Origin of the sequence: Janthinobacterium sp. BJB426 (genome assembly GCF_002735705.1) — a bacterium.
Classification (GTDB): Bacteria; Pseudomonadota; Gammaproteobacteria; order Burkholderiales; family Burkholderiaceae_D; genus Janthinobacterium.
In genome coordinates this window covers 219,627-244,716 of the sequence record NZ_PDZL01000002.1, presented here as the reverse complement: position 1 = coordinate 244,716, position 25,090 = coordinate 219,627, and the positions used below count along the sequence as shown (strand labels likewise).

22 protein-coding genes and 1 pseudogene are annotated in these 25,090 nt (G+C 63.1%); 11 read left to right on the top strand and 12 right to left on the bottom strand.

What is annotated here, in order from left to right; all coding sequences use genetic code 11:
• The first annotated feature begins 28 nt into the window (after positions 1-28).
• Positions 29-931, top strand: a complete 903-nt coding sequence (locus CSQ93_RS04125; protein ID WP_099376887.1) for a hypothetical protein — start codon at positions 29-31, stop codon at positions 929-931.
• 206 nt (positions 932-1,137) lie between these two features.
• Positions 1,138-1,695, top strand: a complete 558-nt coding sequence (locus CSQ93_RS04120; protein ID WP_099376886.1) for a DUF1439 domain-containing protein — start codon at positions 1,138-1,140, stop codon at positions 1,693-1,695.
• Position 1,696: 1 nt separating this feature from the next.
• Here CSQ93_RS04120 and CSQ93_RS04115 read toward each other — a convergent pair whose 3' ends face one another.
• Entirely contained in the window at positions 1,697-1,933 is a 237-nt protein-coding gene (locus tag CSQ93_RS04115) for a DUF7661 family protein (RefSeq protein WP_099376885.1), read from the bottom strand.
• 242 nt (positions 1,934-2,175) lie between these two features.
• Here CSQ93_RS04115 and CSQ93_RS04110 point away from each other — a divergent pair, with 242 nt between their 5' ends.
• Positions 2,176-4,221 (top strand): M13 family metallopeptidase, encoded by a 2,046-nt coding sequence (locus CSQ93_RS04110; protein ID WP_099376884.1) that lies wholly within the window; start codon positions 2,176-2,178, stop codon positions 4,219-4,221.
• A gap of 32 nt (positions 4,222-4,253) precedes the next feature.
• Here the strand turns inward: CSQ93_RS04110 and fdx are convergent, their stop codons facing one another.
• The 9 genes and pseudogenes from fdx to lpxO form a co-directional block, all read right to left on the bottom strand.
• Positions 4,254-4,586: an ISC system 2Fe-2S type ferredoxin gene (gene fdx / locus CSQ93_RS04105; RefSeq protein WP_099376883.1), complete on the bottom strand. Its 333-nt coding sequence runs from the start codon at positions 4,584-4,586 to the stop codon at positions 4,254-4,256.
• Between the two features lie 187 nt (positions 4,587-4,773).
• Positions 4,774-4,911 (bottom strand): annotated as a pseudogene (locus tag CSQ93_RS04100) (transposase domain-containing protein); the annotation flags it as partial.
• Between the two features lie 231 nt (positions 4,912-5,142).
• Positions 5,143-5,646 (bottom strand): hypothetical protein, encoded by a 504-nt coding sequence (locus CSQ93_RS04095; RefSeq protein ID WP_099376882.1) that lies wholly within the window; start codon positions 5,644-5,646, stop codon positions 5,143-5,145.
• A 1-nt stretch (position 5,647) separates the two neighbouring features.
• Entirely contained in the window at positions 5,648-6,274 is a 627-nt protein-coding gene (locus tag CSQ93_RS04090) for a peptidoglycan-binding domain-containing protein (RefSeq protein WP_099376881.1), read from the bottom strand.
• On the bottom strand, positions 6,219-6,836 hold the full coding sequence (locus CSQ93_RS04085; RefSeq protein ID WP_099376880.1) for a PAAR domain-containing protein: 618 nt from the start codon (positions 6,834-6,836) through the stop codon (positions 6,219-6,221). Before CSQ93_RS04085 ends, CSQ93_RS04090 begins: the two co-directional genes overlap by 56 nt.
• 393 nt (positions 6,837-7,229) lie before the next feature.
• Positions 7,230-7,652 carry a transposase gene (locus tag CSQ93_RS04075; protein ID WP_158301110.1) on the bottom strand — a complete coding sequence of 141 codons (423 nt, stop codon included), beginning with the start codon at positions 7,650-7,652 and terminating at the stop codon, positions 7,230-7,232.
• 58 nt (positions 7,653-7,710) lie between these two features.
• On the bottom strand, positions 7,711-8,343 hold the full coding sequence (locus CSQ93_RS04070) for a carbonic anhydrase (RefSeq protein WP_034787358.1): 633 nt from the start codon (positions 8,341-8,343) through the stop codon (positions 7,711-7,713).
• A gap of 43 nt (positions 8,344-8,386) precedes the next feature.
• Positions 8,387-8,800: a DUF6331 family protein gene (locus tag CSQ93_RS04065; RefSeq protein WP_099376878.1), complete on the bottom strand. Its 414-nt coding sequence runs from the start codon at positions 8,798-8,800 to the stop codon at positions 8,387-8,389.
• 85 nt (positions 8,801-8,885) lie between these two features.
• Positions 8,886-9,785, bottom strand: coding sequence for a lipid A hydroxylase LpxO (lpxO, locus tag CSQ93_RS04060; RefSeq protein WP_034787360.1), 900 nt, complete (start codon positions 9,783-9,785; stop codon positions 8,886-8,888).
• 142 nt (positions 9,786-9,927) lie between these two features.
• Between lpxO and CSQ93_RS04055 the strand changes: the two genes are divergently transcribed.
• The 3 genes from CSQ93_RS04055 (at position 9,928) to CSQ93_RS04045 (ending at position 12,839) form a co-directional block, all read left to right on the top strand.
• Positions 9,928-10,362: a hotdog fold thioesterase gene (locus CSQ93_RS04055; protein ID WP_099376877.1), complete on the top strand. Its 435-nt coding sequence runs from the start codon at positions 9,928-9,930 to the stop codon at positions 10,360-10,362.
• Between the two features lie 266 nt (positions 10,363-10,628).
• Positions 10,629-12,209 carry a methyl-accepting chemotaxis protein gene (locus CSQ93_RS04050; protein ID WP_099376876.1) on the top strand — a complete coding sequence of 527 codons (1,581 nt, stop codon included), beginning with the start codon at positions 10,629-10,631 and terminating at the stop codon, positions 12,207-12,209.
• Between the two features lie 93 nt (positions 12,210-12,302).
• Positions 12,303-12,839 (top strand): CPBP family intramembrane metalloprotease, encoded by a 537-nt coding sequence (locus tag CSQ93_RS04045; RefSeq protein ID WP_099376875.1) that lies wholly within the window; start codon positions 12,303-12,305, stop codon positions 12,837-12,839.
• 100 nt (positions 12,840-12,939) lie between these two features.
• Here CSQ93_RS04045 and CSQ93_RS04040 read toward each other — a convergent pair whose 3' ends face one another.
• The gene (locus CSQ93_RS04040) at positions 12,940-14,439 is read right to left on the bottom strand and encodes an MFS transporter (RefSeq protein WP_099376874.1); all 1,500 of its coding nucleotides are present in this window, start codon (positions 14,437-14,439) and stop codon (positions 12,940-12,942) included.
• A 109-nt stretch (positions 14,440-14,548) separates the two neighbouring features.
• Between CSQ93_RS04040 and CSQ93_RS04035 the strand changes: the two genes are divergently transcribed.
• On the top strand, positions 14,549-15,442 hold the full coding sequence (locus CSQ93_RS04035) for a LysR family transcriptional regulator (RefSeq protein WP_099376873.1): 894 nt from the start codon (positions 14,549-14,551) through the stop codon (positions 15,440-15,442).
• A 117-nt stretch (positions 15,443-15,559) separates the two neighbouring features.
• Here the strand turns inward: CSQ93_RS04035 and CSQ93_RS04030 are convergent, their stop codons facing one another.
• Entirely contained in the window at positions 15,560-17,041 is a 1,482-nt protein-coding gene (locus CSQ93_RS04030) for a serine hydrolase domain-containing protein (RefSeq protein WP_199534247.1), read from the bottom strand.
• Here CSQ93_RS04030 and CSQ93_RS29730 point away from each other — a divergent pair.
• From CSQ93_RS29730 to CSQ93_RS04010, 4 genes are all read left to right on the top strand, one after another.
• Complete coding sequence (locus CSQ93_RS29730) at positions 17,023-20,061, top strand: calcium-binding protein (RefSeq protein ID WP_099376872.1); 3,039 nt, start codon at positions 17,023-17,025, stop codon at positions 20,059-20,061. The two genes, CSQ93_RS04030 and CSQ93_RS29730, sit on opposite strands and share 19 nt — an antisense overlap.
• A gap of 90 nt (positions 20,062-20,151) precedes the next feature.
• On the top strand, positions 20,152-22,338 hold the full coding sequence (locus CSQ93_RS04020; RefSeq protein WP_099376871.1) for a type I secretion system permease/ATPase: 2,187 nt from the start codon (positions 20,152-20,154) through the stop codon (positions 22,336-22,338).
• Complete coding sequence (locus tag CSQ93_RS04015; protein ID WP_099376870.1) at positions 22,335-23,678, top strand: HlyD family type I secretion periplasmic adaptor subunit; 1,344 nt, start codon at positions 22,335-22,337, stop codon at positions 23,676-23,678. The genes CSQ93_RS04020 and CSQ93_RS04015 overlap by 4 nt, the downstream gene beginning before the upstream one ends.
• Positions 23,668-25,041 (top strand): TolC family protein, encoded by a 1,374-nt coding sequence (locus CSQ93_RS04010; protein WP_158301109.1) that lies wholly within the window; start codon positions 23,668-23,670, stop codon positions 25,039-25,041. The genes CSQ93_RS04015 and CSQ93_RS04010 overlap by 11 nt, the downstream gene beginning before the upstream one ends.
• Positions 25,042-25,090 lie beyond the last annotated feature (49 nt).

The following is a 25,090-nucleotide window of genomic DNA, read 5'->3' as shown; positions in this document are numbered from 1 at the left end:
AAAAAATCAACAATCAAGGGAGTATTCCATGCAAGCTACACAATTGTCCGTGTCGGACCTGAACAATCCGGGCGTGTCCTGGGGCGCTGTGCTGGCGGGCGCTGCCGCTGCGGCCGCCTTGTCCTTCATCCTGCTGATCCTCGGCGTGGGCCTGGGCCTGTCGTCCGTGTCGCCGTGGTCGTTCAATGCGACGGCCATCGGCGTGTCGACCATCGCCTGGCTGGCTTTCATGCAGCTGGCCGCCTCCGGCATCGGCGGCTACATGGCGGGACGCCTGCGCGTGAAATGGAGCTCGATTCACACGGATGAGGTGCATTTCCGCGATACTGCGCACGGCTTGCTGGCCTGGGCCGTGGCCACCCTGATCACCGTGGCCGTGCTGGCCGGCGGCACGCGCGCCGTACTGAGCGGCGCCATCGACGCAGGCAGCGGCGTGGCGGCGGCGGTGTCCCCGGCCGCGGCGGCCGGTGCCGGGGCTGCAGGCGCCAAGGCGGGCGAGGGTAGCGGCGCCAATCCGCTTGACTATTTCTCGGACATGCTGCTGCGCGCCGCACCGGCGCCTGAAACGGGCGGCACGGCCGCCGACCTGCGCGTGGAAATCGGCAAGATCTTTGCCACTGGCCTGTCCACGGGCAGCCTGGCCCCCGATGACCGCACCTACCTGGGCCAGGTCGTGGCCAGTCGCACAGGCTTGACGCAGGCTGAGGCGGAAGCGCGCGTCGACGCCGTCTACGCCCGCGCCGCCAAGGCCGCCGCCGATGCCAAGGCGAAAGCACAGCAAGCGGCCGACACGGCCCGCAAGGCCGGCGCCCACACGGCACTGTGGATGTTCGTCGCCTTGCTGCTGGGCGCTTTCGTGGCCAGCCTGGCGGCAACGTTTGGCGGCCGCCAGCGCGACCATGAAAGAGTGCTGCGCCACGTGACCATTTAAGCCACCCATACAATCAAGGAGTCTGCCATGCGTTCCATCCTCTTGCTGCTGCTGGGTATTCCATTGCCCATCGTCATACTGATCGCCCTGTTCGTGCGCTGACAAGGGCAACACAGGAACCGGCGCCCGCTGCAAGGTGGGCGCCGGTTTTTGCGTGAAAGCGGGCGCATGTGTAATATGGCGCCATCTTTCCACCGAGACTATCCATGACCTTTCCCTTGTTGAAAACCGCCGCCATCACCGCTTTGGCCTGCACCATGCTGGCCGCGTGTTCCACCCTGATCGGCCCGCGCGACGTGAATGTGTCGCTGAGCAAGATGCAGCAAGGCCTGGAGCGCCGCTTTCCGATCGACAAGCGTGTGCTGTCCGTGCTGGACGTCAAGCTGACCCGTCCGCAATTGTCGCTGCAGCCCGAGCGCGAACGGGTTGCCCTCAGCGTCGATGCCAGCGTCTTGCCGCCATTCATACGCCAGAGCTGGCGCGGCAGCCTGGCCATGTCGGGCCGCCTCGTGCTCGACGCCCAGCGCAATGCCGTCTACCTGAGCGAAGCGAGCGTGGACAAGGTCACCATCGACGGCATGGACGAGTCGCAGCAGCGCCAGTTTGCCAAGGTGGCCAGCCTGGTGGCCGACCAGCTCATGCATGAAACGCCCATATACACCTTCAAGCCCGACGAATTGCACTACGCGGGCGTGCAATTCGTGCCCACCCAGATCAGGACCACGGGCAATGGGCTGACGGTGACGTTCGAGCCGGTGAAGTAGGCTAGGCCTTCAATGCAGGCGAGCTGATTTGCGTCGCCGTGTTATTGCGCGGCGTCGCTTCTTCGTGGAACAGGTCCGCCAAATACTCGCACAGTGCATCGTCTTGAATATCGTCGGGAATAATGAAATCGGCGGGCCGGCGCTTGCCTTCGGTACCGAGATAGAATGCGCGCCATACTCCCTGATTTCCCCGGATGGCGATCAGCGTGCCGAAAATATTGAATCTGAATTCCTGCATCAAACTTCTCCAGGCAAAGCGCCAGTCCAATAGATATGGCGCGGGGGGGGATATGGCTATTGCTAAATAGTAACATTTGCTGATCATCGGCGCTGGCTCGAGGCGTGCTTCAACGCCCAACGGATCACTGGACTTGTTTAACGGGCATTGTTTCCCCGCAGGTACGCGGACTATAATCCAGCCTCTCATGCCTGGACAAGCATGTTCCCCAACATGAAGTGAAAACAATTAAAGGAATCTTCGTGAAACGTTCGCTGATCAGCGCCGCCTGCTGCGCCTTGCTCGCCTTATCTTCGCCGTCGCTGTACGCCCAAGCCTCCAATGCCACCGCGCCCGTCTCCGGCATCGACCTGAAAACCCTGGACCCCGCGGTCAGCCCCCGGGATGACTTCTACGGCTACGTCAACGGCGTCTGGACCCGCAATACGGACATCCCGGCCGACAAATCCGTCTGGGGCACCTACATCGAATTGCGCGAAATCGCCCAGGGCCAGTTGCGCGGCCTGATCGATGCGACCCTGAAAAATCCCGGCAAGCCGGGTAGCGAGGCGCACAAGATCGCCGACCTGTACACGAGCTTCATGAACGACAAGGCGCGCAATGCGGCCGGCTTCAAGCCCCTGCGCGCCGAACTTGCCCGCGTCGCCGCCGTGAAGGACAAGAAAGACTTGCCGGCGTTGCTGGCCTATCTGCAAAGCAATGGCGTCGCGACGCCGTTTTCCGCCTATGTGGCGCCCGATGCGCAAGACCCGGAGCAGTACACGGTCAACATCAGCCAGTCCGGCTTGGGCTTGCCTGACCGCGATTACTACCTGAAGGAAGACGACGCCAAGCTGCAAGCCGTGCGCGCCAAATACCTCAAGCATATCGAAACCATGCTGGCCATGAGCGGCGACAAGGCTGCGGCCGCCCACGCGGCGCAGATACTCGACATCGAAACGCGCCTGGCGGCCGTGCAGTGGACGCGCGTGCAGATGCGCGACCCCGTCAAATCGTACAACCGCGTCGATTTCGATAAATTCGCGGCACTGGCGCCGGCCTTCGACTGGAACGCCTACTTTACTGCCGCCGGCCTGGCGCCAAAGGCTACTTCTGCCGTCGTGCGCCAGCCCAGCTTCATGACGGGCTTTGCCGAGACCGTGGCCGCCGTGCCGCTGGAATCGTGGAAGAGCTATCTGAACTGGCGCATCATCGAAAGCTATGCCTCGTTCCTGGATAACGCCACGGTCAAGGAGCGCTTCGCCTTCGACGGCACGGTGCTGCGCGGCGTGCCGCAAAGCGAACCGCAGTGGCAACTGGCGCTGCGCTTCACGGATGGCGCCATCAGCGACGCCGTCGGCAAGCGCTACGTGGAAATGTATCTGCCGCCGGAAACCCGGCCCCGCGTGATGGCCATGTTCGACAATTTCGTCGCCTCGTTCAAGGATGGCATCGAGCAGCTCGACTGGATGGGCCCGGAAACCAAGAAGGAAGCTCAGCTCAAGCTGGCGGCCTTGAAGCCGAAGATCGCGTATCCCGATACCTGGCGCGACTACAGCAGCATGACGACGCAGCCGAATGACCTGATCGCCAACGTGCGCGCAGCGCGCGTGTGGAGCCGCCAGCAAAACCTGGCCAAGCTGGGCAAGCCTGTCGACCGCGACGAATGGTCGATGACGCCGCAAACCGTCAACGCCAGCTACAGCCCGGCCCTCAACGCCATCACGATCCCGGCCGCCATTTTGCAACCGCCATTCTTCAACGTGAAAGCGGAAGATGCCGTCAATTACGGCTTGCTGGGCATCACCTTCGGCCATGAAATCAGCCATGCCTTCGACGATTCCGGCAGTCAATATGACGCCAAGGGCCGCTTGCGCAACTGGTGGACGGCTGAAGACCGCACGGCCTTCAAGGCGCTGGCCGCCGGCCTCGTCAAGCAGTATGGCGCCTATAGCCCCGTGCCGGGCTACCACATCAATGGCGAGCTGACCCTGGGTGAAAACATCGGCGACAATTCCGGCCTGTCGATCACCTACAAGGCCTACCAGCGTTCGCTGGGCGGCAAGCCGTCGCCCGTCATCGATGGCTTGACGGGCGAACAGCGCCTGTACATCGGTTTTGCGCAGAAGTGGCGCGCGAAATTGCGTCCCGAAGCGGCCATCGCGCAGATCAAGAGCGATCCGCATTCGCCGGGCGAATTCCGCGCCAAGGGCACGGTCAAGAACCAGCCCGGCTTCTACGAGGCGTTCGGCATCAAGCCGGGCGACCCGATGTACTTGCCGCCCGAGCAGCGCGTGATCATGTGGTAATCAGGTAGGGCAGTGGGGCAGCCGCGCGGGGACTATTCCTTGGCGTGGTTGAGCGTGTACCTGGGCAGTTCGAGCGTCAGGTCTGTGTTTGACACGCGGGCCTGGCACGACAGGCGCGAGTGGGGCTGCAAGCCCCAGGCCTGGTCCAGCATGTCTTCCTCATTGTCGCCCAGTTCATTGAGCGAGTCGAAACCCTGCACCACGACCACATGGCAGGTGGAACAGGCACCTACCTGGCCGCAGGCGTGTTCTATATCTATTTTGTTGCGCTGCAATGCATCGCAAATGCTCATGTTCTGCGGCGCGTCAAACACGGCGCCTTCCGGCGCCAGCTCGGGATGGGGCAGGACGGTGATTTTTGGCATGCGGGATTCTCCTTGATGTCGCTTGAATACCGCTACCTTGAACCTTCCCGCCTTGATAAGGTCAAGCGCAACTTGCGCCTGAACGAGGGCTTGCTGCGCTTACATCGTAAGCGTCGGGTCAGCGCCGTATTGAATGCCATGGCAAATTGATCGATGATGCGATCGCACCGCTGGGAAGCGGCGTATCTTAAAGAGCTGCTGACATGTTGCTGTTCCAGGGTAAGAACTCATCGACCCGGTTGACGGGATGATCGGCGATATGCTTCAGCACGTGACGCAACCAGGCTTCGGGGTCGACACCGTTCAGTCTGGCCGTGCCGGTCATGGTTCTGCGTGGCGATGGCCAACTTGCCGGCCCCAACTGCGCTCATGCCAGGATTCTGAAGCGCGATGTGGGGTAGAGGGAAAACGGAAAAAATTGGGCGCTAAACCTCATAACTTATCCCTGAATACCGCAGTGTCCGATATTTGTGTTCGTCAACCAAGGTGTTCTGAAGCCCAGACGTAATCTCTTTTCAGATTGATGCATCTCCAGTCGGCCCAAGTGCTCAGGCGACTATAACGGGATGGCCCGTAATTCGCCCGTGCGCCCCATTTCAATGATACGTTTGAGTGTCACGCGCTTGAACACCGGCCTGCATTGACCGCAGTAGAAATCTTTGATGCCCACTTTTCCCGAGATCGACTGCGGACGCACGACGCCGCTGAAGATGAGCACTTGCAAAGCTTCGCGGTCGGGCGCTCCTTTCACAGGATTGGTGGCCAGGCCGCTGGAGTACTCGGCGGTGAAGGTCAGCACTTTTTTCTTCGAATCGTATGTCATCTCTTTGATGGTGGCTCTGACTGGTTCGGAGGTGCCGATGGCGACAGCGACATGGCCTATCGTTTCCGCTACGCGTTGGTAAAGCACGATGTCGTATCCGGAGACAAAATGTGGATCGTCAGCGCCTTCGGTCTGCATATTCGAGTAGTAGCCAATCAAGCGCGCCGGCACGGACTCTACAGCGTGCGCCGTCGGCAGGAGACATGCGGCGATCAGAAAGGCGGCGAAAAATTTCATATTAATGTCCTGTAGTTGACCAGTGCGGTTTATCGGCATTTCCGCCAACGTATTTTTTAACGCCATAAGTCAACCCAACTGCTTTGAGCTGCAAGTTCATGCCCGTGCGCGGCGTGGTGTTGATCTCCGTGATCGAGCCGTCCTTGTTGGCGATATTCAGAGTGCCGGTCCAGGTAATTGACATGTCGATCGCCTCACGACTTGTATGCAAGGTGTTTAGGGCTGGCGGTGTGTTCGCGGCCAACCCTCCGATACCGTACCCTGCCGACATCTGGCGCGCCGCGCTCACGGAAGCCTCCAGTGTGGGGTGGTCCCATTTGATGTTGACGCCGGCCATGGACGGTACCATTGTCGGATCGAAACCGTTCTTTACAATCCTATGCGCCCAGTGCATGAGATATGCGCGCTCGGGCGGCCTGTAGGTTGCGGCGATGTTTTTGACGCCACCGGCCGCCTCGATTGCCGCAATAAAGGCATTACAGTTACTCCGGAAGTCGGGCTTGAGAGCTGATGTTTCGCGGCTACCTGGGAAGCGGTTGCACCACACAGCACCGCTAAGCTCAGGCGTTACGCTAACAGTCGCAGGCGTAGTGTTCGTGGTCGGTGTGAGGGGGGCTGTCGTGGTCATAATATGGTACTTCTATCGTCACGTTTTGTGGATGGTCCGAGCATGCTTTTTCGGTCATGCCCCCAGTGTCAGTGGTACCGATAAGCTCAGTACCGTCGTCCAGGGTGATGCGATAGCGTGTATTCGTAAGCGCCTGTCCAGTCGATTCATCCTGTACGTGGAAGGCGAGGTCATATTTGTGGTCATCGTGATCGTCGCTCGTCGGCGGAGTGGCTAATGTTCCATCGAGGGCTGCGGCAAAGGCTGTGCGCATGGCTGCGGTCGAAGGGCAGATTGCTCGCGGCGCAGCGCCACTGCCATATTCCACAGTGTCGGAAAACTGGGTGGCGATCAGGATTGCGCCACAAGAGGTCTTCATGCCTGCCAAGGCTACGCCTTTCCCGTAAAAGGTCGTTGTTGGCACGCCCTCCACAATAGGGAAAACACCTTTGCACTTGGGGCAGTGGACTTTGTGTCCAAAAAAAGCAATGGGCTGGCCCATGCATATGTCCGTCATGGACCCTTCTAGAACAACGCCACCATGGCTTGTGGGGTCGCCCTTCCTTATGATTTCACCGGCCATAGAATTCCAACATTTTATTTGCCTAAGCAATATAGCTTATTTATGAATGTTATCGGCGAAATAAGAGGAAATGTTTCTGGTTGGTGGTGGGGCCAACAGTGACACGTCGGCTACAGGGGTACGGTCTGAATCGGCTTAGCGCCCATTTTTTCCGTACAGCTTGGCTGTGCCGATCAGCGAGTACATCGCAGCGGCGCGCTCGCCGCCGGTGTCGGCACCGGTAAACAGGTAATTGCGGCGGCCGATGGCGATGCCGCGCAGCGCCCATTCGGCCGCCGAGTTGTTGGATATTCGGCGAGCGCCTTCTGCGCCTTCGCCGCCAGACCGTTCATGCCGGCGCGCATGTCGGTACGCTGGCGGCCAGCCATATCTTCGTGCCTGCTGACAAACCGATCATGGCAGCCGCCGTGCCAGCAACAGCGTCAGCGTGGCCGCGTCGATCTGGTCTTCCAAACGCAGCTGGGCCTGGCCCAAGTTGACCACGATCATGCCGGACGAGACGCTGGCGGCCGATGAGGCCGCCACCGGTGTGTTTAGCACTGTGACTGCCACCAGTTGACTTGGCGCAGTGCTAGCACTAGCAGCAAGCGTCTCGTCGCCGAAGCGCTTGCGCCAACTGAACAGCTGATTGGTGTTGATCTTCAGATCGCGGGCAAGCAGCGAAACGGATGCCCTATCAACCTGAGTACGCGCCACAGCGGCACGCTTGAATTCATCGCTGTGCTGGCGATACGGGCCGCGTTTCGCGCTGGTTGGGACTGGTTGAATTATTGTGTCCATAAATAAATTTGTGGACACAATCAATTTGCGTCCCAAATTCAATCATGGAGCGACGCGGTGCTCAAGGGAAGACGGTGGTGTGCCGACGTTTACCTTACATCTTCGACGCCGGATGTTCCGCCAGCGGGACAAACTGGCCGGTAGCCTCGTCGAGCGCGTCGAGCGAGCCATTTTCGATGTCGTAGACCCAGCCATGCAGGGTCAGGCGTTTTTGCGTGATGCCCAGCGCCACCGAAGGGTGGGTGCGGATGTTGTTGAGTTGCGCCACCACGTTGGCCCGCACCATGCCGTCGATGCGATCCTGTTCTGTCGCATGCTCGATCGACTCATTGATCATGCGCGCCGCATCCGCGTGCCGCAGCCAGTTCTTGACCGCCGGCATGTGATCGAGGCAGGTGCAGGTGGCGATGGCCTTCATCGCGCCGCAATCGGAGTGGCCGCAAATGACGATGTCCGTCACATTCAGGGCGGCCACGGCAAATTCGACGGACGCGCTTACGCCGCCCGGTTCCGGGCCAAACGAAGGCACGATGTTGCCCGCGTTGCGGATCACGAACAGTTCGCCAGGTTCACGCTGCGTCACCAGTTCCGGCACCATGCGGCTGTCGGAGCAGGAAATGAACAAGGCTTTCGGCGTCTGTCCTGTCGCCAGTGTCTTGAACAGCTCTCGGCGTTCAGGAAAGACTTCCTTCTGGAAACGTAGAAATCCGGCAATGATGTCGCGCATAAATAAAAGAAAAGAGTGGTGTGAGCCCGTATTATCGCCGATGTCAGCGCGGCTGGCTTGCCGGCTGGCCCGTTTCAGGGGCCGCCGTGCAGCGCTCGAGATGCTCGAGCAATTGCAGGAACACGCGTTTATCGGCAATGTGATTCATCGTGTTGCTGATGAATATGTCGCTGGCGGCCGCTGCCACGGCACTGCGGGCTTGCGCGCAGGCGGCATGCAGTGGCGCGCGGTCAAGCTCAAGCAGCGCCGTATCGATACTTTCGCACGTGAAATCGAAGGCATCGATGCCGCAACAGCCGGCGTCGCAATGGGTTTCCAGGCGGCAGATCAGCGGCCACAGCCCGTCCAGCAGGGCATCGATGTCGATGGCCTGGTCATAGCGGCCGTCAATGCTGATGAACTCGATCCATGTCTCATCGCCGATCTGGATATCGTACTTGCGGTCACGTTCGGTCATTTTTCAACATTCTCCTCGTCAGTGGCACCTCATTATAAAAAAAACCGCCCGAAGGCGGTTTTTATCAACGAGGCGATGCCGGCGTCTAGATAAAGTAGATCAGCGCGATGATGCCGACCACCAGCGCCACGCGGGTGACCTGGTAGGCCGTCTTGTTCCACGCCTTGAAGCGGCGGCGGTACTGGCCCATGGTCCAGGAAATCTGGAACAGCTTGCTCACGCCGCCGACCTGGTCGCCCAGCTCGTTCGGCGAGGCGGCGGCCGTCATCAGAGTGCGCCCCAGCCAGCGGTTCAAGCCTTGCGCCCAGCGGTAGCGCATCGGGCGTTCGATGTCGCAGAACAGGATGATGCGGTCGCTGTCGGCATCGTTGCGGGCCCAATGGATATACGTTTCATCGAACATCACGGCCTGGCCATCGCGCCAGCTGTGGCGCTCGCCGTCGACGTCGATGAAGCAGCGGTCGTCATTCGGCGTTTGCAAGCCCAGATGGTAGCGCAGGGAGCCGGCGAACGGGTCGCGGTGCGGGTTGAGCTTGCCGCCTTGCGGCAGTTCCGCGAACATGGCCGCCTTGATCGACGGAATCGATTGCAGCAGCGCATAGGTTTGCGGGCACATCTGCTGCGCCGACGGGTGGTTCGCGTCATACCATTTCAGGTAGAAACGTTTCCAGCCATATTTGAAGAAGGAATTGAAGCCCACGTCATTGTTCTTTTCGGCCGCCTTGATCTTTTTCATTTCCTGCATGCGCAGCGCTTCATCGCGGATGATCTGCCAGTTTTGCTGCAGCGGCGCCAGTTCCGGAAATTGATCGACGGAAAGATATGGCGTGGCCGGTACCTTGGAAAAGGTGTGCATGAACAGGTTCAACGGCGCCATGAACGAGGAGTGATCGAAGATCTGGCGGCGGAACGGCAGGCGTACCTTGCCACGAAAATGAATATGTAAAACAGAAAACACAAAAATGCCCAGCAAGGCCCACTTCATACACAACCTCGTTTTTTAAGAATGGGGCAATTATAACCAGTTAATGCCATCGCCACCCCGTGCCACGGTGAAGGAACGATGAAGCGGCGCGCGCTGGCACTCTGTCCTACAATAGCTTTATTTCATCACTGAAGAGGCAACAATGGAAATCTGGCACGCACCGCTTGACCTGGCCACCCTCAACGCCGCCAGTGTAGGCACGGCCATGCGCCACCTGGGCATCGCATTCACGGCTTTCGGCCCCGACTGGATCGAGGCGACCATGCCCGTCGACCACCGCACCATGCAGCCTTTTAAACTGCTGCATGGCGGCGCTTCCGTCTTGTTGGCCGAAACCCTGGGCAGCATGGCCGCGAATGCCTGCCTCGATTCCTGCCGGCACGTGAGCGTGGGCCAGGAAATCAACGCCAACCACCTGCGCGGCGTGCGCGGCGGCCAGGTGACGGGGCGCGCCACGCCGATCCACCGGGGCCGCACCAGCCAGGTCTGGGAAATCCGCATCACCGACGACGACGGCAAATTATGCTGCATTTCGCGCATCACCATGGCCGTCATCGATACCCCTGGCAACAGTTAATTGTCTTTTTTGATATGCGTCAAGGCACTAAAAGTGGACACGTGGAATCATCCATAACGCTGTTCGCTTATAATTCAGTGTGCTGTTGTATGGCGTAGGGATAATTCCCGCACGCCAGCATTGCCCGAAATTAGAAGCTGACTGCCCAAAAAACGCCAGTTAGAGACCCATCCTGCGCCATGCAGGAAAGGCAACACGACGGCGAGCAGATCGCTGGTTCTAGCGGAACCGGCAACAATCAACTTTATTACAGGGCAATAACAACAATGATGTCATTCAATCGTTTGACGATAGGCGCGCGCCTGAGCGCAGGCTTCGGGCTGCTGGTGGTACTGATGCTGGTGCTGGCGGCCTTCGCGCTGCTGCGTATCGGCGCCATCTCCGGCGCCATGGACGCGCAAGAAAAAGTCCAGCTGGAAAAACTCGAACCGCTGTACGTGGCGCGCGAAGCGCTCGACCAGACGGGCCTGGCCGCCCGCAACGCGTATATCTTCCATGACCAGGCTGCCGCCGAGAAAGAGTTGGCCATCCTCGACAGCCAGAAAGCGCTGTACCTGGAAGCGCTGGCGCGCCTGGCGCCGCAGTTCGCCGGCGATGCGCAATTCGAGAAAGTCAGCACGGGCCTGAAAACCATGGCGCAGGAATTGCAGCGTCCGCGCCAGTTCCGCGCCACGGGGCAGATGGAACAGTACGGCACCTTCCTCGTCGAGGAGTGCAGCCCCCTGCGGCGCCAGATCGTCGCCGATATCGATACGGTGCTGAAAAACGTGCAGCGCGAATCGGAGCAGGCCAGCGTGGCCGCGCGCGCCATTTACGGCCAGTCGCTGCGCTGGATCGGCGTGCTGGCTGCCCTCAGCGTGCTCATTTGCATTGCGGTCGCCACCGTCATCACGCGCGGCCTGCTGCGTCAGCTGGGCGGCGAACCGGCGTATGCGGCCACGATCGCCGGGCGCATCGCGCTCGGTGAACTGGCCATCGACGTGCACACGCGCCACGGCGACGACAGCAGTTTATTGTTCGCGATCAAGACCATGCGCGACAACCTGGCCACCATCGTCGGCAAGGTGCGCCACGGAACGGAAAGCATCGCCACGGCCTCGACCGAGATCGCCACGGGCAACCGCGACCTGTCGCAGCGCACGGAGCAGCAGGCGGGCTCGCTGGAAGAAGTGGCCTCATCGATGGAAGAACTGATTTCCACCGTGCGCCAGAATGCGGACAACGCGCAACAGGCGAACCATCTGGCGCGCGAAGCGTCGAAGGTGTCGGAGCAGGGCGGCAAGGCGGTGGCCGAAGTGGTGCACACCATGGGCCTGATCAATGCTTCGTCGAACAAGATCGTCGATATCATCGGCGTGATCGACAGCATTGCTTTCCAGACGAATATTTTGGCATTGAACGCGGCCGTGGAAGCGGCGCGCGCTGGCGAGCAGGGACGCGGTTTCGCCGTCGTCGCCACGGAAGTGCGCAACCTGGCGCAACGTTCAAGCGCCGCCGCGCGCGAAATCAAGCTGCTGATCGACGATTCCGTCAGCAAGGTAGGCACGGGAACCTTGCTCGTCGAGCAGGCGGGCGCCACCATGCACGACGTGGTGGCCGGCATCGGCAGGGTGACGGGCATCATGGCCGAGATCAGCCACGCCACGCAGGAGCAGGGTGCCGGCATCGAGCAAGTCAACCGCGCCATCGTCGACATGGACAGGGTGACCCAGCAAAACGCGGCCCTCGTCGAGCAGGCGGCGGCCGCCGCGCACGAATTGCAGCAGCAGGCGGCGCAGCTGGAACAGGAAGTGGGCATTTTTAAACTGGCCAAGCCGGCCAGCGGACCGCTGCGCCTGGCGGCCTGACGCGGGAGCACGGCAGCGCCGCGCACCACCAGCCATGCGCCAAGCGTCGTATTCCGCGCTACAATGAGAGCTGGATCACCGCCAGGACTTCTCATGCAAGTGCGCAGCAGCCATGATCTATCCAGACCGGACGACGACAAACCGGCGCCGCCCGTGCTGCAGCTGGCCCTTGCCGGTCTCGGCTGGGGTCTGCTCACCTGCATGCTGTGCTTTGCCATCCTGTTTATCACCAAATGGCTGCTGCCGCCCGAATACTGGGGCGCACACACGGGCTTGTCCAAGTTCAAGCGCGAAATGTCGCTGCCCCTGCTGGTGTTCTGGGTCGTCATCTATTCACCCATCCTGGAAACCTTCCTCGGCCAGCTGCTGCCGCTGGAAATCCTCCGGCGCCTGGGCGCCAGCCGCCAGCTGAGCATTTTTATCGGCGCCATCCTGTGGGCCGTCGTGCATTTCATCAGCGGCGGCTTGCTGCACGCCATCGTCGCGCTGGGGTCCGGCGCCATGTTCAGCTTTGTCTACCTGCGCTACCGCGGCCCCAGTGTGGCCGTGGCCTATGCAACGACGGCGTTCGCGCGCGCCTGCAACAATATCGCCATCCTCGTTGCGGTGTTTTACGGCCTGGACGCCTAAAGCACCGTCCAAAACCTACTGCGCGTCGGTATAGGCGGCCTGCGATGCTCACCGTACTCTAGTACGGTTGCGCTTCTCGACCACCTCTACCTTCCGCTCGCTACGGTTTTGTCAGGCGCTTTTCTTTCTTCCTGAGCAAATACGGCACCAGCGCCGCCAGTGCCACGGCCAGCACCGCCAGGCCGAGCAGTAGCTGGCGGAAGGCCGCGTCATAGCTGGCGCGCAGCAGCGCTTCCTGGCCGCCCAGCAGCTGTGTCGCTTGCTCGATATCGCCGAGCGCGGCGCGGCTGGCGGCGGCCAGCACGGGTAAATCGGCTGGTAGTTGATGCGCCAGGCCCGCGCCGATCAGGCTGGCCAGCACGGCGCCTGCCAGGGCCAGCGCCACCCCGTCGGCGCTGACGCGCACGGTATTGAAGATGCCCGTCGCCATGCCGGCCCGCTCCGTTTCCACCACGCTCAAGGCCATACCATCCATCAAGCCCCACGGCAAGCCTATGCCCACGCCGATCAGCAGCAGGGGGCCGGCCAGCGCTGCGGTGCCGCCATGGCCCAGCACCTGCGCCAGCCAGGCCAGTCCCGCCGCAGCCAGCAGCAGTCCCGCCGCACTCAGGGCGCCTGCACCGATCCAGCGCGACAGCAGCGCCGCCAGCATGGGCACGAGCAGCAGCGGCGCGGCCAGGGCGATCATCAGGCGTCCCGCCGCCAGCGCGGACATGTTGTCGATGCCGATGAAGCGCCCCGGCAGCATGACGATGAGCACGATGAACAGGAAGGCGGGCGAGGCGGCCAACACTTGCACGGCGACAAAGCGACGCTGGCGGAACAGCGACAAATCCAGCAGCGGGTGCGCCGTTCGGCGCTCGATGGCGCCGAAGGCAACGAACAGCAGGACGGACGCGGCGACGGACAGCAGCACGGCGCCGTTGCGCCAGCCGTGCTCGGGCGCCAGCAGCATGCCCAGGGTCAACAGGCCCAGCGCGGCGCTGAAGCTGATGGCGCCGGGCCAGTCCAGCCGGCCCTTGCCGCGCGGGGGATCGGTGGGCACGCTGCCCCATACCAGCAGCATGCCGATGGCGCCCAGCGCGGCCGTGGCATAAAAGATGGCGGGCCAGCGGGCCAGCGCCAGCATGGCTCCGGCCGCCAGCGGACCGAAGGCCAGGCCCAGGCCGAACGTCGTGCCCAGCACGCTCATCACGCGGTTGCGCGCCGCGCCGTGGAACAAAGGCGCCAGCGACGACATGGCGGCGGCGAACGCGGCCGCGCCGCCGAGACCTTGCACGAAGCGCAGCACGGCGATCCATGCCACCGATGGCGCGTGGGCGATGGCCAGGGTCGCCACGCAAAACAGCGCCAGCCCTGCCAGCCAGACGCGGCGCCGTCCCAGCACGTCCGTCAGGCTGCCGGCCACCATCATGGCGCTGCCATAGCTGAGGATATACGCATTGATGACCCAGTTCAGGGCGGCGGCGCTGCCGTGCAGTTCGGCGCCCAGGGCGGGCAGAGCCACGGCCGGGCCCGTGAAGCACAGGGGAATCAGCAAGCCCGTCAGGCAAGCGGCCAGCACTTGCAGGGGGAGTGAAAGACGTGAGGAAGAGGGCATGGGTGTCGGATATGAAAGAAAGAGGGGCGAGTATGGCCTGCCAGTCATTGAAGAAAAATGGGCTAAACTGATCAACATATCGGACATAAATGTCGTGAATGGAGAGCAAATGGATAGCTTGGGCGGCATCGCCATGTTCGTGCAGGTAGCTGATAGCGGCAGTTTTTCCGCCACGGGCCGGCTGCTGGGCCTGTCCTCGTCGGCCGTCGGCAAGAGCGTGGCGCGCATGGAGGCGCGGCTGGGCGCGCGCCTGTTCCAGCGCAGCACGCGGCACCTGGCGCTGACGGCGGACGGGGAAAAATTCCTGCAGCGCTGCAAGCGCATCCTGGCGGAAGTGGAAGCGGCCGAGCGCGAGCTGGGCGAGTCGAGCGGCGCGCCGAGCGGCCGCCTGCGCATCAGCCTGCCACGCTACAGCGGTCTGTTCGAGCCGGCTATCGGCGCCTTCATGCAAGCCTATCCCGCCATCGAACTCGACCTTGATTTTTCCGACGCCATGGTCAATATCGTCAGCGACGGCTTTGACGCGGCCGTGCGCACGGGCGAGCTGGCCGATTCGGGCTTGATGCGGCGCAAACTCTGTACGTTCCGCCGCCTGCTGGTGGCGTCGCCCGCTTATCTGGCGCGCCACGGCAGGCCCGCCGATGGCGCCGCGCTGCTGCAACACGCGCGCCTCGACTACCGCTTTCCCGCCACCGGCCGACTGGAACAGTGGCCGCTGATGGACGAGGTAACCCAGCCGGTGCCCGGCATGGTTTGCAACAGCGTGGAAATGCGCGTCTTCCTGGCCGTGCAGGGGCAGGGCATCGCCTACCTGCCCGCATTTGCCGTGCAGCGCGAGCTGGCGGCAGGGCAACTGGTCTCGCTGCTGGACGCGCATACACAGGTGCGCACGGCATTCTGGCTGCTGTGGCCGGCCAGCCGCCACCTGCCGCCGCGCCTGCGCGTGTTCATCGATTTCCTGATGCAGCAGTTACAGGATCAAACTTTTGGCGCCTTGCCATGACGGCGGATGCTTCCCTGACGCCATTGCAGTTGCATGTGGCCGGCGCTACCGTGCGCGCCGCGCCCGGCAAATAAGCGCCATCTCGCCAAACTTTGAAGCCTGCGTATTGCTGGCGGCCTACTCCACGCTTTCCAGGGATGCCACCGTGTCGAAAATATGCGCCAGCGCGCTTTCCATGGCGCCGGCGGTCGCGTCGCCGCTCTGGTTGGTGATGATGAAGACGCCCAGCTGGTATTTGGGAACGACCCAGGCGTAGCTTTGCGCACGCGGCACGCCGCCATGGTGTACATAATGCGTGCCCAACTGCCGATTGTTGCCGATATTCCAGAAGTAGCCAATGCTGAAATCGTCCTGGAAGCGCACCAGCGGCTGGTGCGATTCGATGACCGCGGGATGGGCGCTCAATTGCAGGCGCAGGTATTTTGCCATGTCCGGCAAGGTCGACTTCAGGTTGCCGGCCGCTCCCCAGGGCAGTTGCGGCATCGGTGTTGTCATGACGGGATTGTCGCTGTGGTAGCCGGGCGCCAGCCGGCCGGCATCCGTGGCTGCGATTCTGAGCCGGGTATCGTGCATGCCGGCGGCACGCGCGAGGAATTGCGTGAGCAGCACGTCATACGGCATGCCGTAGATTGTTTCGAGCGTGTGCGCAATGAGTTCGGTGCCGGCGCTTGAATAGGCGTAGTCCTTGCCTAGCGGACCTGTGATGCTGACTGTGTGCAAGTCTTGCCAGAATTGCTGTTGTCCGTAGCTGGCGTAGGCCGCATTGAGCTTTGCCGGCGTGGCGTGTGCAGTGAAATCCTTCAATATGGTGTTCACCTGCAATGGCAGCATGCCCGGCATGGTGCTGGTGTGCGAGATCAAATGGCGCAAGCGCACTGGCTGCCCCTGCGACTGCAGGTTCGGGTAGGCGGCCGGCAGGTACTTTTGGATGGGATCGTCGAGCGCCGCCTTCCCATCGAGCACAGCGTTCGCCAGCAGCAGGCCGGCAAAAGTCTTGCTGACCGAGCCGATTTCATACAGCGTTGTATCGTTCGGCGGATTGGCTTTGCCGGTCTCCAGCTCGCCTTGATGCAGCATGAATTCCTCGCCGCGATAAACGACGGCAATCGAGGTCGCATGCAGCAATGTTGACTGCAGCAGGGTGGTCGCGGTCTGGCGCATGGCCGCGGGAATGTCATGCGCAGGTGCCGTGGCTGCCGGCTTGCAAGCTGCCAGTGCGAGTGTCATTACAGTGATGCTTGCGGCGAGTTTGGTCATCATGCGCACCATCCAGGGGGGAGGGGCATTCTCGCACAATGGATGCAGCGGCGACAGAAAAAACCTGGCAAAAGTTTCTCTTCTTTCCTCCATGTAGTGTGACATTTGCATGACAAATAACAGTGGCTGTCCCGTTTGACCGTCATTAAGGCGTGCATGCGAGGCGACGCTCAACCGCGCGCCGTCCATGCGCCGAAAGTGCCGGACCGTTGAAGGTGCACGCTGAACGGCAGGTGGATGCGGCCGGGACTTTTGCCTTGCATGCCGGCTTGCGCCGACATATTCACTCTTGGTTTTGACGTTTAACGACAGGAAACTGCAACATGACTGAAAAATTTGCATCGCACACTTCCACCTCCGCAGGCGATGGCGTTGCCGCCAGCGAGGCATACCTGAACAGTGCCGCTGCCCTGCAGCGCTTCACCGGCACGCCGAACGCCGATGTGCTCAGTGGCACCACGGGCGCCGACGTGCTCGAAGGCCTGGCTGGCGACGATACGTATTACGTCAACGACAGCGGCGACGTGATCGTCGAGCTGGCCAATGGCGGCAACGACAAGGTGTATACCAGCGTCAATTACCAGGTGGCCGAGAACGTGGAGAGCGTGTACCTGACCGCCGCCGGGCTGACCGTGACGGGCAGCGCCAATACCAATAATGTGTTTCACGTCGACACGGCCGGTGGCAACAGGATAGATGGCGGCGGCACGGGCAATTCGGTCGCTTACATCGGTTCCGGCGCAGGCGTGACGGCGACGCTGCTGGGCGCGAATGACCCACTGGCGGCGCCAGCGGGCAGCGACATCCTGGTCAACCTGATGAGCATCGGCGGCAGCAAGTTCGACGATGTCCTCACCGGCAACGAACTCAAGAACGCCCTCGTGGGCGGCTTTGGCAACGATACCTTACGCGGTGGCAAGGGCGATGATCTGCTGGCCGGCATGCAGGGGGACGATACCTATATCTTTGCCCGCGGCGACGGCGCCGACGCCATCACCGAGGTGGTGGAGGGGGGCAGCCACAATGTCGTCTCCTTCCTGGCCGGCGTCAGCGCCGACCAATTGTGGTTTCGCCAGGTAGGCGTGAACCTGGAAGTGAGCACTATCGGCACGAGCGACAAGATCACCGTCAATGGCTGGTACAGCGCAGGCAGCGCGCCCCGCATCCAGGCATTCCGCACGGCCGATGGCCGCGTGCTGCTGGGCAGCGACGTGTCCAATCTGGTGCAGGCGATGGCCGCGCTGCAGCCGCCACCGGCTGGCCAGCTGACTTTGCCTGTCTACGCAGCCACCGTCCTGGCTCCCGTGCTGGCGCAGAACTGGCGCACGGAAGGACCGAATCAGCCCGGCAACGGCGTCTTCACTGGCACGGCGAATCCGGACATCATCAAGGGCACGGCGGGCGCCGATGTGATGGCGGGCCTGGCCGGCGACGATATTTATTACGTCAACCATGGCAACGACGTGGTGACCGAACAGCCGGGCGGCGGCCGCGACACTGTCTACACGACGGTCAGCTACACCATGGGCGCCAACATCGAAGAGGTGCACCTGGCCGCCGCGGGCGTGGGTGTGACAGGTAACGGCAGCGGCAACGTCTTTCACGTCGACGTTGCCGGCGGCAACTTGTTGTATGGCATCGGCAGCAATAATTCGGCCACTTATGCGGGTGCCAAGGCAGGCACCACGGCGACCATCGTTCCCGTCGTCGGCAGTAGCGCGCTCTTGCCTGGCAGCGATGTGCTGGTCAATATTTCCAGCGTGACAGGCAGTGCCTACGACGACGTGCTGATCGGCAACGAACTGGCCAACACCCTGTCTGGCGGCCTCGGCAACGATACCTTGCAAGGCGGCAAGGGCGACGATGTGCTGACCGGCGGCCTGGGCGACGATACCTATGTCTTTGCGCGCGGCGACGGCGCCGACGTCATCATCGAAGCGTCCGCCGACGCCAATTACGACGCCATCGCTTTCCTGGCCGGCGTCAACATCGACCAGCTGTGGTTTCGCCAGGTGGGCGCGGACCTGGAAGTGAGCACCATCGGCACCACGGACAAGATCACCATCCGCGCCTGGAACAAGGCTGCGCCGAACATCGAGGAATTCCGCACGGCCGCCGGCCACGTCATGCGCGGCGCCGATGTGCAACTGCTGGTGCAGGCGATGGCGACCCTGGCGCCACCGCCGCTGGGCCAGCTGACCTTGCCGGCAGGCACCGCCGCCGCCCTGGCGCCTGTGCTGTCCCAGGCCTGGCACTTCAACGGTCCCACGCAGTTGACGGAGCAAACCTTTGTCGGCACGGAAAATGCCGACCTCATCAAGGGCACGGCCGGCGCCGACCTGATGGAAGGCCTGGGCGGCGACGACACCTATCACGTCAACCACAGTGGCGACTTCATCGTCGAACGGGGCAATGGCGGCAGCGACACCGTGTTTACCACGGTCAACTACACGGTGGCCGACAACGTCGAGAATGTGCGCCTCGGCGCTCCTGGCCTGACGGTGACGGGCAGCGCCTTCACCAACAACATCTTTTTCGTCACTACCCCCGGCGGCAATGTGCTCGACGGCGGTGGTGCGGGCAACACGCTCAATTACGTCAATGCAAGCGCTGGCGCGACGGTTGCCTTCGCACCCGTGGGCACGGCCCTGGCGGCGCGTCCTGGCGTGGATGTGGTGGCCAATTTCATCGCGGTTGTCGGCAGCAAGTTCGACGACGTGTTGATCGGCAATGAACTGAAGAACACCCTGCTGGGCGTCCTGGGCAACGATATCTTGCAAGGCGGCAAGGGCGACGACATCCTGGCCGGTGTGCTGGGCAACGACACCTATATCTTTGCCCGCGGCGACGGCGCCGACTTGATCAACGAGGCCAACGAGGCGGGCAGCCACGATGTCGTGTCCTTCCTGGCCGGGGTCAGCGCCGAGCAGCTGTGGTTCCGCCAGGTGGGCACGGCCCTGGAAGTGAGCACCATCGGCACCACGGACAAGATCACCGTCACCGGCTGGTACGAGAGCGCGGAGCGGCGCATCGAGGAATTCCGCATGGCCGATGGCCGGGTCTTGCTGGGCAGCCAGGTGCAAAACCTGGTGCAGGCGATGGCTAGCCTGACGCCGCCGCCAGCCGGCCAGCTCACTCTACCTGCCGGCACGGCCGCCATCCTGGCGCCGGTGCTGGCGCAGAACTGGCGTTCCGCTCAGCCATTCAGTGCCGCCAGCCAGGGCGGTTTCAGCGGCTGGCAAGCGGATGCCGCGCAGCTGGTGCAAGCGATGGCCGGCTTTGCCGTGCCGGCCGCCGCATCGGCGCCGTGGTCGGCGCAAGGCGGTCCGTCGATGCAACTCCAGCTGGCGACGGCGCATTAAACCGTTGCGCAACTAGATACACCATCACGCAGCCGGGCCGGGGTCACCAGCCACGGCCTGGCTGCGCCATTGAATTTCTGATATTGCCCGATGACAGTCCTCTCCTACCGCAACGATCCGCCACCGATTGAAAAAACCTCGCCCGACACAGGCTTGCTGTCGCTGCTGCTGATGGCCAGCCTGCACGGCATCGCCGCCGATGGCGCCCAGCTCAAGCACGCCTTCGGCCAGGCCGTGTTCACGCGGCAAACCATCCTGCTGGCCGCGCGGCAACTTGGCTTGACGGCCAAACTGGTGCGCCATGCGCCCGAACGGCTGGCGCAAGCGCCGCTGCCGGCCATCGCCATGGATACCGTTGGCCGTTTCTTTATCCTCGGCAAGGTCGAGACGGACGCTGACGGTGTGAGCAAGGTGCTGGTCCAGCATCCGGGCCAGCCGCCGCAAATCCTCGGCCGTGCAGCCTTCCTTGCCGCCTGGACGGGCGAACTGATCTTTTTCACAAGCAAGGCCAGTTATGTGGGCGAGACGGCCCGTTTCGATTTCAGCTGGTTCATCCCCGCCATCGTCAAATACCGCAGGCTGCTGGGCGAAGTGTTGCTCATTTCCTTCGTGCTGCAGTTGATCGGCCTGGCCACGCCCCTGTTTTTCCAGGTGGTGATGGACAAGGTGCTGGTCAACCACGCCATGAAAACCCTGCACGTGGTGGCCATCGGCCTGATCTGCGCCATCGTCTTCGAGGCCGTGCTGGGCCTCATCCGCACCTATGTATTCGCGCGCACCAGCAGCAAGATCGACGTGGAACTGGGCGCGCGCCTGTTCCGCCACCTGCTGGCCTTGCCGATCGCCTATTTCCAGGCGCGCCGCGTGGGCGATTCCGTGGCGCGCATCCATGAACTGGAAAACATCCGCTCTTTCCTCACCGGCAACGCCATGACCCTGGTGCTCGATTTGCTGTTTTCCTTCATCTTCATTGCCGCCATGCTGTGGTATAGCGCGGCGCTGAGCATCGTCGTGCTGGCCTCGATTCCCGTGTATGCGGCCCTGTCGATGCTGCTCACGCCCGTGCTGCGGGGCCGCCTGAACGATAAATTCAACCGCAGCGCGGAAAACCAGTCTTTCCTGGTCGAAACCATCAGCGGCGTCGACACGCTCAAGGCCATGGCCGTGGAACCGCGCTGGCAGCAGCAGTGGGAAAAGCAGCTGGCCGGCTACGTCTCGGCGGGACTGTCGGCGAATAATATCGGCATGCTGGCCAGCGGCGGCGTCACCCTGGTCAGCAAACTGGTGACGGCGGCCATCATGTGGTGGGGCGCCACCCTCGTCATCGACGGCAAGATGACGGTGGGCGAACTGGTCGCCTTCAATATGCTGGCGGGGCAGGTGGCCTCGCCCATCCTGCGCCTGGCGCAGCTGTGGAACGATTTCCAGCAGGTGGGCATCTCGATGAGCCGGCTGGGCGACATCCTCAACGCTAGGGTGGAAGCGGGCAGCCAGAAGGCGCGCCTGCCGCGCATCGCCGGCGCCATCGAGTTCCAGCAAGTGGGTTTCCGCTACCGCCCCGATGCGGCCGAAGTGCTGCGCAATGTGTCGATCGCCATCGCACCCGGCGAGGTGATCGGCATCGTCGGGCGTTCCGGTTCCGGCAAGAGCACCCTGACGCGGCTGGCGCAGCGCCTCTACATTCCCGAACGGGGCAAGGTGCTGATCGACGGGCAGGATATCGCCGTCATCGACACGGCCTCGCTGCGGCGCCAGATCGGCGTGGTGCTGCAGGAAAATATACTGTTCAACCGCTCCGTTCGCGACAACATCGCCTTGAGCGACCCGGCGTTGCCCATTGACGCCGTCATCGCCGTGGCGAAACTGGCCGGTGCCCACGATTTCATTTGCGAATTGCCAGAAGGCTACGACACCATGGTGGGCGAGCACGGCACGGGCTTGTCCGGCGGCCAGCGCCAGCGCATCGCCATCGCCCGCGCCCTCATCGGCGATCCGCGCATCCTGATCTTCGACGAAGCGACGAGCGCGCTCGACTACGAATCGGAAAAAATCATCCAGGACAATATGCGCGGCATTTGCGCGGGGCGCACGGTGCTGATCATTGCCCACCGCCTGTCGGCCGTGCGCGAAGCACACCGCATCGTCGTCATGGAGCGGGGGCAGGTGGCCGAACTGGGTACGCACGACGCGCTGCTGGCGCAGCCGGGCGGCATCTACGCCCATCTGTACAGCCTGCAGCAGGGCACGAGCGGGAGCGCAACAGGGGACGCAACATGAGCGCCGGCCACCGCCTGGCCGCGTATGGCGAGCTGTTGCAACGCTACGGCCAGGTGCTGCGGCACAGCTGGCGTAACCGCGCGGCCTTGAGCGGCCCCGTGCTGAGCGAAGACGAGGCGGCCTTTTTGCCGGCCGCGCTGGCGCTGCAGGAGCGGCCCGTGTCGCCATCGTTGCGCCTGACGGCCAGGGTGCTGATGCTGCTGGTTGCCTGCGTGCTGCTGTGGGCGGTCTTTGGCCAGGTCGACATCATTGTCAACGCGGCCGGCAAGATCATTCCATCTGGTAATAGCAAGACCATCGCCTCCGTCGATGTGGCGGCCGTGCGCGCCCTGCATGTGCGCGAGGGGCAAGCCGTGCAGGCGGGCCAGCTGCTGGTGGAACTCGACAGCCGTGGCCCGGACGCCGAGCGCGACAAGGCCGCCGGCGACGCCGTGGCGGCCGCGCTGCAGATGGCCCGCTCGCGCGCGCTGATCGCCGCCATCGACAGCTTGACGATGCCAAGGCTGGCGGCGCCCGATGGCGCCTCCGCCGCCCAACGTGAGGAAGCGCAGGGCCACCTCGATGGCCAGTATGCGAGTTTCCGCGCCAGGCTGGCGCATCTCGATGGAGAAATCGCCCGCTACGCCCAGGCGCTGCCGCTGGCGGCACAGAGGGCCGGCGACTACCACGCGCTGCTGGCGACGCGCGACGTGGCCGAACACGCGTGGCTGGAAAAGGAACAGGCGCGCATCGACCTGGCCGGCCAGCTGGCGTCGGCCCGCAGCGAGCGCGCGGCTCTGGTGGCGCAAACGCGCAAGGATGCCTACGACGCGCTGACGGAAGGGGCCAGGGTGGCGGCGGCCAGCGGCCAGGATGCGCGCCGCGCCGGCGCCCGCGGCAGCTTGCTGCGCCTGACGGCCCCCGTCGATGGCACGGTGCAGCAACTGAAGCTGCATACGGTGGGCGGCGTGGTGCCGGCCGCGCAGGCGCTGATGCAGATCGTGCCGCGCCAGGGCAGGCTGGAAATCGACGCCGTGCTGGAAAACCGCGACGTCGGCTTCGTGCAGGAAGGGCAGTTGGTCGCCATCAAGGTCGACGCCTTCGACTACACAAAGTATGGCACCGTGCCCGCCGTCGTCAGCAGCGTCTCGCGTGACGCCGTCGAGGATGAGAAGAAGGGGCCCGTGTATGCCGTCAGGATCACGCTGCAGCAGCCATCCATCGTCATCGACGGCAGATTGGTGCCGCTGTCGGCCGGCATGGCCGTGCGCGCGGAAATCCGCACGGGGACGAGAAGGGTGATCGAATATGTGCTCTCGCCGCTGGTGCAGCACCAGAAGGAGGCGCTGCATGAACGCTAGATGCAGCGTGATCGCCATCAGTTTGCTGCTGGCCGGTGCTGTGGCGCAGGCGGGCGAGCTTGATGCCGCGGCATGCCCATCCGCGTATGAGGCTGGTATGCTGCTGACTGTGCCATTGACCTTGCCGGCGGCCGTCGACCTGGCCCTGTGCCGCAACGCGCAGGTGCACGGCGCCTGGGCCGGCATCCGCTTGCAGGCGGCCGGCCTGGGCGAGGCGAAGGCCGCTTTTTTGCCGACCCTGAATGCGGGCCTGGGCCGGGTGCACGACCGCACGGCCTATCCGGGCGCCAGCACGCCTTCCGGCAGCTTGAACAGCAATACGGGTTCGCTGAATCTGTCCTGGCGCTTGTTCGATTTTGGCGGGCGCGCGGCGGGCCAGCGTTCGGCGCAAGCCTTGCTGGACGCGGCGCTGGCCAACCGCGACGCCGTGCTGCAAAAAACCCTGGCGGCCACCGTCAGCGCGTATTTCGAAGCGCAGACGGCGCGGGCAAATGTGCGGATGCGCGAGGAATACCAGGCCTTGGCGAATGAAACGGTGCTGGCCACGCAGCGCCGCGCGCAGCGGGGCCTCGGCTCGCACAGCGACACACTGCAGGCGACGAGCGCGCTGGCCAAGGCGGCCCTGGGCGCCAGCCGCGCCGATGGCGAGTTCCAGAAGGCGCGCGCCGTGCTCGTGTATACCCTGGGTTTGCCGGCGGAGGCGGACGTGGTCCTCGACGACGATGCGGCCGAATCGGCGGCTGGTCTGCGTGATGGTTTGCAAGATGAGTTGCACACCTGGCTGGCGCTGGCCCAGGAGCGGCATCCGGCCATCGTGGCCGCGCAGGCGCAGCTGGCAGCCGCGCGCGAACGGGTGGCCGTGACCGAGTCGGAAGGCCGGCCCAGCATCGACCTGACGGCGAATATCTACCAGAACGGCCGCCCCAACCAGGGCTTGTCCGCCGCCTCCACGCGCGAAACCCTGGTGGGTATCTCGCTCAACATCCCCCTGTTCGACGGTTTTGCGCGCCATTACAAGGTGCGCGGCGCGCTGGCGCAGGCCGGGCAAAGGGAAGCCGAGGCGCAAGACGTAAAGCAGCAGACCCTGATGGAGCTGGTGAAAACGCATGCGGAGGCGAGCACGGCCTTGGCCAACCTGACCGCCTCGCAAACGTGGCTGGACGCGGCGCGTGATGCCCAGACCAGCGTGCAGCGCAAGTTCGGCCTGGGCGCGGCCGATATCCTGGAAATGCTGAACACGCAGTCGGCGCTGCTCGAGGCGCAGCAGGAGCGCATTCGTTGCCAGGCGGAATGGCGTTCGGCCCGGTTGCGCCTGCTTGCCAGCGCCGGCGTGCTGGGGCGGGAGGCTATTCCTGGACGGTAGCCGGTTCAAAACAGGCTGAAAACAGGCGCGATCCGCGCGCCATGCTGGC